14 protein-coding genes are annotated in these 11,703 nt (G+C 43.9%); 6 read left to right on the top strand and 8 right to left on the bottom strand.

Annotated features, from left to right (window positions below; genetic code table 11):
- Positions 1-153: 153 nt before the first annotated feature.
- From rpsP to rplS, 4 genes are read left to right on the top strand one after another with little or no spacing between them, the layout of a single operon-like run.
- Entirely contained in the window at positions 154-402 is a 249-nt protein-coding gene (gene rpsP, locus FR741_RS03080; protein ID WP_005379962.1) for a 30S ribosomal protein S16, read from the top strand.
- A 29-nt stretch (positions 403-431) separates the two neighbouring features.
- Positions 432-980, top strand: coding sequence for a ribosome maturation factor RimM (rimM, locus tag FR741_RS03085; RefSeq protein WP_005379964.1), 549 nt, complete (start codon positions 432-434; stop codon positions 978-980).
- A gap of 27 nt (positions 981-1,007) precedes the next feature.
- Entirely contained in the window at positions 1,008-1,751 is a 744-nt protein-coding gene (gene trmD, locus FR741_RS03090; RefSeq protein WP_005425529.1) for a tRNA (guanosine(37)-N1)-methyltransferase TrmD, read from the top strand.
- Positions 1,752-1,792: 41 nt separating this feature from the next.
- Positions 1,793-2,146: a 50S ribosomal protein L19 gene (rplS, locus tag FR741_RS03095; RefSeq protein WP_005379971.1), complete on the top strand. Its 354-nt coding sequence runs from the start codon at positions 1,793-1,795 to the stop codon at positions 2,144-2,146.
- Between the two features lie 489 nt (positions 2,147-2,635).
- Here the strand turns inward: rplS and yacG are convergent, their stop codons facing one another.
- From yacG to nadC, 8 genes are all read right to left on the bottom strand, one after another.
- Positions 2,636-2,830, bottom strand: a complete 195-nt coding sequence (gene yacG / locus FR741_RS03100; RefSeq protein ID WP_005396692.1) for a DNA gyrase inhibitor YacG — start codon at positions 2,828-2,830, stop codon at positions 2,636-2,638.
- Between the two features lie 158 nt (positions 2,831-2,988).
- Positions 2,989-3,729, bottom strand: a complete 741-nt coding sequence (gene zapD / locus FR741_RS03105; RefSeq protein WP_012841416.1) for a cell division protein ZapD — start codon at positions 3,727-3,729, stop codon at positions 2,989-2,991.
- Between the two features lie 27 nt (positions 3,730-3,756).
- Positions 3,757-4,371, bottom strand: coding sequence for a dephospho-CoA kinase (gene coaE / locus FR741_RS03110; RefSeq protein ID WP_047008979.1), 615 nt, complete (start codon positions 4,369-4,371; stop codon positions 3,757-3,759).
- Positions 4,372-5,241, bottom strand: a complete 870-nt coding sequence (locus FR741_RS03115) for a prepilin peptidase (RefSeq protein WP_012841418.1) — start codon at positions 5,239-5,241, stop codon at positions 4,372-4,374.
- Positions 5,242-5,305: 64 nt separating this feature from the next.
- Complete coding sequence (locus tag FR741_RS03120) at positions 5,306-6,529, bottom strand: type II secretion system F family protein (protein WP_017635918.1); 1,224 nt, start codon at positions 6,527-6,529, stop codon at positions 5,306-5,308.
- 23 nt (positions 6,530-6,552) lie between these two features.
- Positions 6,553-8,238 (bottom strand): type IV-A pilus assembly ATPase PilB, encoded by a 1,686-nt coding sequence (pilB, locus tag FR741_RS03125; protein WP_167426248.1) that lies wholly within the window; start codon positions 8,236-8,238, stop codon positions 6,553-6,555.
- A complete protein-coding gene (locus tag FR741_RS03130) occupies positions 8,238-8,717 on the bottom strand; it encodes a pilin (RefSeq protein WP_167426249.1) in 480 nt (159 codons plus the stop codon). The genes pilB and FR741_RS03130 overlap by 1 nt, the downstream gene beginning before the upstream one ends.
- A gap of 264 nt (positions 8,718-8,981) precedes the next feature.
- Positions 8,982-9,869 carry a carboxylating nicotinate-nucleotide diphosphorylase gene (gene nadC / locus FR741_RS03135; protein ID WP_167426250.1) on the bottom strand — a complete coding sequence of 296 codons (888 nt, stop codon included), beginning with the start codon at positions 9,867-9,869 and terminating at the stop codon, positions 8,982-8,984.
- Between the two features lie 92 nt (positions 9,870-9,961).
- On the opposite strand from nadC, the gene ampD reads away from it, so the two are divergent.
- Together ampD and pdhR are read left to right on the top strand one after the other, a co-directional pair.
- Positions 9,962-10,513, top strand: a complete 552-nt coding sequence (gene ampD, locus FR741_RS03140; RefSeq protein WP_046875077.1) for a 1,6-anhydro-N-acetylmuramyl-L-alanine amidase AmpD — start codon at positions 9,962-9,964, stop codon at positions 10,511-10,513.
- Positions 10,514-10,918: 405 nt separating this feature from the next.
- Positions 10,919-11,686, top strand: coding sequence for a pyruvate dehydrogenase complex transcriptional repressor PdhR (gene pdhR, locus FR741_RS03145; protein WP_005396680.1), 768 nt, complete (start codon positions 10,919-10,921; stop codon positions 11,684-11,686).
- Positions 11,687-11,703 lie beyond the last annotated feature (17 nt).

Raw genomic sequence — 11,703 nt, forward strand, 5'->3', positions numbered from 1 at the left:
TTTATGTTGGTGAAAAAGTAACTAAACTCCTTGCATTGCTCCGGGAGAAGAGTAAAATTCCGGAGCTTTATTTTGGCACGAGACCCCAAACTATTTAATTTCTTGAATGGTTTTTGGGGTTAATTTTATTTTTGAGAAAGCAAAGAGGACGACATGGTAACCATTCGTTTGGCACGTCACGGCGCTAAAAAGCGTCCATTTTATCAAATCGTAGTAGCGGACAGCCGCAACGCTGCAACTGGCCGTTTCATCGAGAAAGTTGGTTTCTTCAACCCAACTGCTAAAGGTCAAGAAGAAGGTCTACGTCTAGACCTAGACCGCGTTAACCACTGGGTTGGTCAAGGCGCGTCTGTATCTGACCGCGTTGCTAAGCTAGTTAAAGACGCTCAAAAAGCGGCTTAATTTTTTACTTGAAAAGTAGAAACTAGTTTATGTCGATGAAAGGTAAAGAAACAATGAGCAACGAAAAGATTGTTGTAGGCAAGTTTGGTGCTACTTACGGCATTCGAGGTTGGCTTAAGGTTTTTTCCTACACAGACAATGCTGAAAGCATTTTCGATTACAGCCCTTGGTATATTAACCAAAAGGGCAAGTGGGTTGAGTACAAAGTAGAAAGCTGGAAGCGCCATAACAAAGGTATGGTGGCTAAGCTGGAAGGCATGGATGTTCGTGAAGACGCGCATCTAATGACGAACTTTGAAATTGCTATTGACCCTGCGGTACTTCCTGAATTGTCAGAAGATGAGTTCTACTGGCGCGAATTGTTTGGGATGCAAGTTGTAACCACTAAAGGTTACGATCTAGGTGTCGTTACTGACATGCTAGAAACTGGCTCAAACGATGTTCTGGTTGTTAAAGCAAATCTTAAAGATGCTTTCGGGCAGAAGGAACGATTAATTCCGTTCCTTGAAGAGCAAGTGATCATTAATGTTGATCGCGAAGCTCAACGGATCGAAGTTGACTGGGATCCTGGATTCTAATCTCCAAAATTACAGAGCGAGATAAACATGTGGGTTGGCGTTATTAGCCTTTTTCCAGAAATGTTCCGTTCTGTTACTGATTTTGGAGTAACAGGTCAAGCGGTTAAAAAAGGTCTTTTGTCGATTGAGACTTGGAATCCTAGAGATTTTACTCACGACAAACATCGCACTGTCGATGACCGACCTTACGGTGGTGGCCCTGGTATGTTAATGATGGTACAGCCTTTGCGCGATGCCATTCATACCGCGAAAGCAGCCTCACCGGGCAAGACGAAAGTCATCTACCTTTCTCCTCAAGGTCGTAAGCTCGACCAGAAAGGAGTGGAAGAACTGGCAACAAATGAGAACTTGCTTCTGATTTGTGGTCGTTACGAAGGGGTAGATGAGCGCATCATTCAATCTGAAGTCGACGAAGAATGGTCGATTGGTGATTTTGTGATGACGGGTGGTGAGATACCAGCCATGACGTTAATCGACTCTGTCTCTCGGTTTGTTCCGGGTGTACTAGGGGATTTCGCGTCAGCAGAAGAAGACTCTTTTGCAAATGGCTTGTTAGATTGCCCTCACTATACGCGTCCAGAAGTATTGGATGACAAAGAGGTACCAGCGGTACTGATGTCAGGCAATCACAAGGACATTCGTCAATGGCGACTAAAACAGTCGCTGGGCCGAACTTGGCTTAGAAGACCAGAGCTCCTGGAAAACCTAGCTCTGACTGACGAACAGGAACAATTACTTGCTGAGTTCATTAGTGAACATAACGCAAAGTAACCTAATTTATTTAGTATCAGTTTATTCTAGGAATTTAAAAAATGAGTAACATCATCAAAGCTCTTGAAGAAGAGCAAATGAAATCAGACCTACCTAAATTTGCACCAGGTGACACTGTTGTAGTTCAAGTTAAGGTAAAAGAAGGTGACCGTGAGCGTCTACAGGCTTTCGAAGGCGTTGTAATCGCAATCCGTAACCGTGGTCTACACTCTGCTTTCACTGTACGTAAGATCTCTAACGGTGAAGGTGTTGAGCGTACGTTCCAAACACACTCTCCAATCGTTGATAGCATCGAAGTTAAACGCCGTGGTGCAGTACGTCGTGCCAAGTTGTACTACCTACGTGAGCGTTCTGGTAAGTCTGCTCGTATCAAAGAGAAACTTGCTAAGAAGTAATGCTATAACTAGCGTTCTCATCTTAAACGGAGTCCTTTTAGGGCTCCGTTTTTTTATTTGTGTAATTAGCTTGCTCGTTTCTTTTCACCCGACCTGCACTGTCGATGCTCATGCACTGACGTACTCTCCACGCTTCCGCCTTGCTCGAATAAAAATAGCTTTGCTAGATCATCAAAATAGTCAGAGTTGAAAAGGGGTGAATGAATACCGATTGCAGACCGCAATGGTTAAAATTCATCACTCTGGACAGCGACGAAGGAGCGTAATTCAGAATCTACTAGTCGAAAATGCAATTGTTTAAGTTGTTAGCTTCATCCTTGCTGTGAGTAGATTCCTGATGTCGCTATGGCTCCTCGGAATGACGGCAAATGATGATCAAAGATTACAGGACTCCGCGGTTAAAATTCGTCACTCTGGACAGCGACGACAGAGCGTGATTTAGACTCCCCAAGAAGGAGCCTAGGATATTCCTTTACCCTAGTGCCTCAATTAATACTGGTCTTCAGACCAGCCATCACTGTCGGACATATCAGGGGCGCCTGGGATGGTGTTTTCTTCATCTGCCCATTCACCAAAATCAATCATTTGGCATTGTTTACTGCAGAAAGGGCGATGAGGACTTTGTTCTCCCCATTCTACGTCGGCGCCACATTGTGGGCATTGAACGATGGTAATTTTAGACATAGTTGAGCGTCCCATTACTAATTGGTGTTAAAGGGTAGTATACCTAAATGAGTTCAAGATGGCTTATTCAACGCGCTATTGCTGCTACGAAATTTTATCCAATATACGCACAATAAAGCGTTGAATTTTAGATTGTGGGGGTGAGGCTTAGTGTCGTCTTAGCTGCACACAGCAAGTTCAAACTCAATATCTTGTGTGCACGCTTGACCGTTTTCAAACGACATAAACTTTATCGCAAAGCGGTTTTTATGGCCAGAAATCATAGGATAAACGCCATATTCCATTGGGATGTGGAGCCTTAGAATATTGGCTTCATCAGCGTCACTTTGGAAGAAACCCGCACGACCGATTTGAGCTTTGAAATGTCCGGTCTCTCTGGTGAGTTTCAACCATAGCGAAAGCGCATCAGATAAGGGCTTTAAGCTTACTTGCCACTGCTGTGCATCATGCTTTTTACGTTCAATGGGTAGGTGAAGCCAGTAATGTAACGCTGGCAAATCAAAACAGCATGAACCACCCGGTAGATTAAAGCGTTGGCGGATAGAGCTTAAGAAGCGATCTTCTTTTAGTGCTTGACCAAAACGCTCTGCACCCATCAGTTGGCTATGAACGACATCTATCTCTTGTAGTAGGGTATTTAATGCGTCTTGATCGACGCCATCAACATTTAGCCAATGGCGGTACGACAATCGTTGTTTCTCTAAATCTTTGGCCAGTTCACTTTTTAGCTGGATCTGTTCGAAGATTTCAACCATATCGAATAACGCACGGAAAAACAGTTGGTACTGGTGATTTTCGCTAAACCCAGAGGCCAAGTGAGCCTGACGCAGCAGAGACTCTACTCTTAGATAAATACGAGTTTTCTCATTTAACGGATGTTCAAATTTGTGCGTGGTCATCGACATAAGCCTTTGTGAGTTTCGTTCCTATTTTCGCAGATTTTTCTTACACATGGCTAGGTACTTTTCGTGCAAATCTGTGATTTGAAGCAAAAGATCTGGGTCACTTGGATTATTCTTAACCACATCGTCTGCAAGCGCGAGTCTTTGCTCTCTTGATGCTTGAGAGGCAAGGATAGCGCGAGCTTGTTCTTCACTCACATTGTCTCGTTTCATCGTGCGAGATATCTGTGTATTCGGTTCTACATCGACGACAAGAACTCGATCACACAAACTGTCTAGCTTGTTTTCTACGAGCAACGGCACCACAAGTAACGCATACTCTGAGGTGACTTGCTGCAAATCTTCGATCATCTTTTCACGAATTATCGGGTGCAACAGTGCGTTGAGCCATGCTTTTTCATCTGAGTTTGAAAAGATTTTCTCTCTCAGCTTTGCGCGATCTAAAGTTTGGTCTTCACGAACTATATCGTGACCAAAATGTTCAATAATCGCGTTTAGGCCGGGAGTGCCTGGCTCGACAACTTCTCTTGCTACAATGTCTGCATCGACGATATCGATTTTAAATTGTTGTTTGAACAGATTCGCGACGGTTGTTTTACCGCTAGCGATACCACCTGTTAAACCAATAACCAAAGCCATTTACACTCCTAGAACTGAAGTAAAGTACCAGTTTAAAATCTGGTCGCCCCAAATTAAGCTTATCCAACCAGCAATTGCTAAGTAAGGACCGAAAGGAAAAGCTTTTTCAATTCCCTGTTTTTGCAAGCGTAGTTGAATGATGCCAAATACGATGCCAACCACAGAAGAAAGTAGAATGATCATCGGCAGTGACTGCCAGCCCAGCCAAGCCCCTAGTGCTGCGAGTAGTTTAAAATCACCATATCCCATTCCTTCTTTACCGGTAAGTAACTTAAAGCCCCAGTAAACGGACCAGAGACATAGGTAACCAGCAATAGCACCAATGACAGAATCTTGTAGAGTAACAGGACTTATTTCGACTAATGCTAAGGCAATGCCAGCCCAAGTTAATGGTAATGTTAATTGGTCAGGTAACAACATAGTATCGAGATCGATAAATGTTGCGGCGATTAAGATAAAAGTGAAAAAGAGTAGGGCAACAGTAAAGTAACTAAAACCAAAGTGGTAAGCGACAAAGCCTGAGCAGAACGCAGTGAGCAGTTCAATCAGTGGATAGCGTGCGCTAATGGCTGTCTGACAGTTGTGGCATTTGCCTTTTAAAAGCAGCCAGCTAATCACAGGGATGTTGTCTCGAATACGTATCGGCGTTGCGCACTTCTGACAGGAGGAGCGTGGGACGCTCAAGGTCAGCACTTCTTTAGGAGGTTCTATTTTGTATTCAGGAAATGACTCGGCACATTCGCGTCGCCATTCTAGTTCCATGATTTTAGGTAGTCGATAAATAACCACATTGAGGAAGCTACCCACGATAAGACCGAAGATGGTGGCAAACACAACGAATAGCCAAGGGTAGTACTGGAATACTTCCATATTTGTCTCTTGAGCGATGAGTGAAATCAGCAAGATGCTGTTTTAAAGGAGTTAACAGCTCATTCTAGCCCAATACACTCATTAAGTTAAAGATTGGCAAGTACATTGCTGTCACTAATCCGCCAACAACGATGCCTAAAAAAACGATAATTAGCGGCTCTAGAATTTTACTAAGGTTGTCGACGGTGTTATCGACTTCAAACTCGTAGATCGTTGCAACTTTATTGAGCATATCGTCAAGTCGACCAGACTCTTCACCGATCATGACCATTTGTAACACTAATTCAGGGAACACATTACAGTTACGCATGGCAACATACATTGGCATACCTGCGGCGGTATCACGGTAGACTTCTTCTATGGCGAGTTGATAGTGCAAGTTTCCTGATGTTTTTGATGTGGTTTTTAAACTGGTTAGAATTGGAATGCCCGCTGTAAAGCTTGTGGCGAGTGTTCGACTAAATTTGGCGATAGCGGCTTTTGATAATACAGGGCCAAGAACAGGAAATTTAAGCACAGAGCGATTGAGCATTAAGCGAAAAGAATCTGAACGCTTAGAGAGGATTCTCGCCGAGATGAATAGACTGATAGAGCCTAGTGCTATAAATGGGCTCCAGTTTTGTGTCCAGGCGGAAAGATCTAACACTTGCCTGGTAAACCACGGTAAGTCAGCACCAAAACCAACAAACATTTTTTCAAACTCGGGAATGACTTTGGTGAGCATGATAAACGACACGCCTAACGCTACTAGCACTACCATGGCTGGGTAAATCAGTGCTTTTATCACTTTCGCACGAAGCTGCTCATTTTTTTCTCGGTAGGTGGCTAAGCGCTCGAACACTTCCGCTAAGTTACCGGATTGCTCACCTGTTGCGATAAGGTCGGTATAGAGTGGGTCAAAGTGTTCACTTGCAGTGCGCATGGCTTTTGACATGGGTGTACCTGCCTCAACGGCGCGTGTCACGCTCATCAAAATGGATTTCATCTCTGCTTTTTTATGGTTTTCTGAGACCAATTTTAAAGCCTGAACTAAGGGTACACCGGTTATCAACATCGTCGAAATTTGACGGGTAAACACCGTGATGTCTCTGCCTTTTACGCGATGGCTGAGTTTAGTGAGAAACGAGATACTGCTTTTCTTTAACTTCTTGATCTTGATGTGCTGTGCGTCTAGACGCTCGCGTACTTCAATTTCTGTCATCGCGAGGGTTTGTCCAGACGTCTTTTTGCCTGAACTGTTGATGCCTTTCCAGCGGAAGTTTTTAAGTTGTGGTGTAGTGCTTTTCATAGAGGAGACTGCTGATTAAAGGATTAAAAATAAAGTACGCGCTGTAGTTCACTAAAACTTGTGATCCCTTGTTTGAGTTTTTCTATGCCCGACATTTGTAACGTGCTCATACCATTTGCGATGGCGAGTTTTTCTAGTTCATGTACCGAGGCGCCTTTAATAAGCGCTTCCGAAAGAAATTCATCAAAGCGCATCACTTCATAAATCCCCGTTCGGCCGGAATAACCATGGGTACACTCATTGCATCCATCGGGATCGGCTTTAAAAATGTTGTCGCTTGCTTGAATTCCGAGATGTTGTAGCTGAACGGTAAGCTCTTGTGATTGTTTGCAGTGCGAGCACAGTTTACGGGCCAAGCGCTGGGCAATAATCAAACTAAGAGAGGAGGCCAAGTTAAAGCTTTCTACGCCCATGTTTGATAAACGAATCACCGTTTCAGCCGCAGAATTGGTATGTAAGGTTGAAAGTACTAAGTGACCGGTTTGCGATGCTTTTATGGCGATTTCCGCAGTGTCTAAGTCACGAATCTCACCGACCATTACCACATCGGGGTCTTGACGAAGAAAAGAGCGCAATGCCTCTGCGAAGCCAAAGCCGATCTTGGGTTGTACTTGTACTTGGTTAATGCCCGATAAGTTAATTTCTACCGGATCTTCTGCTGTGGAAATGTTGATTTCTGGCTTATTGAGAATACTCAGCCCAGTGTACAGAGAAACGGTTTTTCCGCTCCCGGTAGGGCCTGTCATCAGAATCATGCCTTGTGGGCGACGCAGCGCATCCAAGTACAATTGTTTTTGTTGTTCGCTATAACCAAGCTTGTCGATATCCAGTGACGCAGAGCTGCTGTCGAGCAGTCGTAATACAATTTTCTCTCCGAATAGAGTCGGTAGCGTGGATACACGCATATCAATCGCGGTGTCTTGATTCAACTTGAGCTTAATACGCCCATCTTGTGGTAAACGTCGCTCTGCAATATCAAGCTTAGAGAGGATTTTGATACGAGCGGATAAGCGGCGACTTAAGTGGCTTGGTGGCTGCTGTGTTTCAATTAAGATGCCATCACAGCGTAGGCGAACGCGGTACATCTTTTCATAAGGTTCAAAGTGGATATCGGATGCGCCTTTGCGCACAGCGTCCAACAGAATTTGGTTTATGTAACGGCTAACAGGAGACTCATCTTGGCTCAAGTCTTCAATGTTGTCGATTTCATCTGCGCCCACGTCAACCAGATTGGCTAACTCTTCTTGGTTGATCTCTTTTAATCCAGACTTCTCATGACTCAATGAACGACCATACAAGCGTCGAATTGCCGCGCTGAGTTGACGAAAATCCGCCAAGACTAGTTCAACCTGTAACCCTGTCGCAAAACGAAAGTCATCTTCTGTTTGTTGGTTCGTCGGGTCGGCAACGGCTAATAACAAAGTTGAAGGCGTACGCTGGAGTGGGAGTGCGTTATGTCGAGTGATTAATTCACGTAGACCGAGTTGTTGACAAAGCGAAGCGTACTCATACTGAGATAACTCGGGCTGACTCAAACTAAAGAGAGAACTTAAGTGCTCAGCGAGTTCGCTTGATGTCAATAATCCAGAACTGAGTAAAGCCTCTGGCATCGAAATGCCAGAAGCTTTGACTTGCTCTATTAACGATTCTTCTTGGGAAAAGGTCAGTAACCCTTTTTGGCGAAGAACTGTTGAGAGGTTGGTTAGCATTATGGGCAGTAATCTGTTTGTTCGTTTTGCATAGCGGCATCGGTATAACACTTGCCTGACCATGTAATACCATTTTGGGAGTAGGTTCCAGTTAATACATAAGTTTCATTTTGTTTAATTGGCCCTTTGGCATCAGTAGCTTTAACTCGGATATCTACCGCTCCTGATGCGCTACCTTCAGCCGTCGTAATTTCCATAAGGTTTAGTTCAAATGTGCCAGGAACTCCATTGTTTCCATCAGTACCACCTACACAGGAATCTTTAAATGAGTCAGAATCTGCTGCATTTTCATGGCCACATAATTCAACTGCTACCTTTACGGAAGATGCAGCTTTGGGGAACTCTCCGAGAGTCGCACGTTTTGTATAGTCTTGGTAAGCAGGGATTGCATATGCTGCTAAAACACCGATAATCGCTACCACAATCATTAATTCAATCAGCGTAAAACCTTGCTGCTTCTTCTGTTTATTCGTTTTCATCTTCTTTCCTTAAGATTAATTTAGTTAATGCTTATGCATGGGGCAGAAGAGTAAAAAGAGTAGAAACAAGTGGAAACTGGAAACGAAGGGGCTCTCGAGTGAGATAAAAATCTTTGCACTGTAGTTGCATATTGCATGCAAGGTTTTGCGAGTGGTGTTATTTTTTAAGCGGATAAAAATAAAGAGCCTTGCGGCTCTTTATTGCGGTTTGAAAAGCGTAACTCTATGAGATTAAGAGAGTTAGTATCGCTTGGTTCTCTGGAATTACTTGAAGCGCATCGAAAGATCCATCGCTTTTAGGTGCTTAGTCAAAGCACCCACCGAGATGTAATCGACACCGGTTTCTGCGTATTCTGCGATGGTCTCTAGCGTAATGTTGCCGGAGTTCTCTAAAGCGGCACGACCTGCGTTAATCGCTACGGCTTCACGCATCATTTCTTTTGTGAAGTTATCGAGCATGATGATGTCGGCACCAGCCTCTATCGCTTGTTTCAACTCTTCTAAGCTTTCCGTTTCTACTTCTACCGGTTTGCCTGGGTTAAGCTCTTTCGCTTTTTGGATGGCTTGAGTGATGCCACCACAAGCAATAATGTGGTTTTCTTTAATGAGGTAAGCGTCGAACACGCCGATGCGATGGTTAAAGCCACCACCACACGTCACGGCGTATTTTAGGGCGCTACGCAGACCAGGAATGGTTTTGCGTGTGTCTAGTAGACGACACTCAGTATGCGCGATTTTTTCAGCGTACTCTGCGGTAACTGTTGCGCAGCCAGACAGCGTTTGGATGAAGTTCATTGCGTTACGCTCACCAGTCAACAAGTCACGAGCAGGGCCTGTCAGAGTACAAAGGTTTTGGTTTGGTTCGACTTTATCGCCGTCCTTTACGTGCCATTCAATACTGACCTTGCCACCGAGCTGTTTAAAAACTTCATCAGCCCATGCTTGACCACAGAACACACCATGCTCACGAGTAATAATCGTTGCGGTATTAACCGCATCGGCAGGGATCAAAGATGCAGTAATGTCGTTATCTGCGTCGACACTGCCACCTAGATCTTCTTTTAAGGTATCAGCGACAGAGCGAGTGATCTCTAAAGGGAGTTGTTGTTTAAGGTATTCTAGGCGTTCTTGAATGTTGTGTGTGTTCTTCATCGCAAATCTTGTCTTGAAAGGGAGATGGCAACGAATGATACTCTCCGGTGTCAATAATTTCAGCAGTTAATTTGCAAAGTAGAGAGGTTGATATGCGCCCAATTATCGAGAATGGCTGGCTGACACAGGCAAAGCATGTTCCGTCACCATTTTTTGATGCCCGCTCTGATATAAACGACATCTCTCTGCTGGTGGTACACAACATCAGTTTGCCTCCTGGGCAGTTTGGTGGACCATATATAGAGGACTTCTTCACTGGCAAGCTAGACCCAAACGCACATCCATTTTTTGAAGTTATTCACAAAATGGGCGTTTCTGCACATTGCTTGATTAAGAGAAACGGCGAGGTTGTTCAATTTGTTTCTTTTCTCGATAGAGCATGGCATGCCGGTCAATCCAGTTTCGCGGGCAGGGAGCGTTGTAATGACTATTCCATTGGTATCGAGCTTGAAGGGACAGAATTTACTGCCTACACAGAAGCGCAATATCAATCACTTGCAGAGATCACTGAGGTGATTATGCAGTCTTATCCCCACATCACCTTGCCACGAATTACCGGTCATCAATATATTGCGCCCTTGAGAAAAAGCGATCCTGGTCTAAGCTTTGATTGGGTGAAATATAGACAGCTTATACAGCGTTGATTTGTAGCGAAAGTGTAAATTCAAAAAAGCGAAATAAATAAGGCATACGATCAGGTATGCCTTTTTTTGATACCAGAAATATTAATGATTGTTAAAAGTTAACTACATTTTTACGCTCGTATACGCCATTTTGGTGAAGAAATAGACTGATAATTTTGTCATTTTCTGTATTTCTTTTCCAAAATTGCTAGCACGTCGACTTCCCATTTGTATGCTTTATGTAATTGGTCATACCAATTCTATTGCTGTTTTAACAGTCGATTGTTATCAGAGTGTTGGAAGTAAGCTCGTTCTATGATTTAGGTCAATTTTCGGCTGGACAGTGGCGTTTTAATTATGTTAATTTCTGCACCAACTTAAAATTGGTATTACCAATTACCTGCAAGAGTAGAAGAACAATAAATTATGGCTTATCAAAGGATTCGTCAGCCAAAACTCTCTGATGTTATAGAACAAGAGTTAGAAAGGTTGATAGTGGAAGGAACATTGTCTCCGGGGCAACAACTGCCTCCAGAGCGTGAACTGGCAAGACAGTTCGATGTGTCTCGTCCTTCAGTCCGAGAAGCCATTCAACGCTTAGAAGCGAAGCGTTTGTTAACTCGTCGCCAAGGTGGCGGAACATTCGTAAGTGAGAATATCTGGAAGAGCTTTTCAGATCCCTTGTTGAATTTGTTGTCTAGCCATTCTGAAACCCAGCTTGATGTGCTTGAGTCTCGTCATGCAATGGAAGGAATTTCAGCTTACTTTGCAGCTTTACGTGGTACCGAAGAAGATTTTGCGCGTATTCAAGGTTGCCTTGAACGCATTAGCCAAGAGCAAGCAAACAACGATATCGAAGCTGAATCTGCGGAAGTGATGCAATTTTTGATCGCTTTGACAGAAGCCGCGCACAACGTGGTTTTGTTGCACATTGTTCGAAGCTTAGCACCTTTGCTTGAGCAAAATATTCTACAAAATTTTAAATTACTACGTCGCCGCCCAGAAGCGGTCGAGAAAGTCAGTAAACACCGAGCCAATATCGTGGATGCGATTGTTTCTGGTCAGCCTGAAAAGGCGCGAGAAATGTCCCACTCGCACTTGGCTTACATCGAAGAAACATTGTTGGATTTGACTCGAGAAGAGTCTCGACGAGAGCGTTCTCTACGTCGAATTCAGCAGGGTAATGACTCGTAAGAGCGTTACTTAAATAA

The sequence above is a fragment of the Vibrio diabolicus genome, from assembly GCF_011801455.1.
Lineage (GTDB): Bacteria > Pseudomonadota > Gammaproteobacteria > Enterobacterales > Vibrionaceae > Vibrio > Vibrio diabolicus.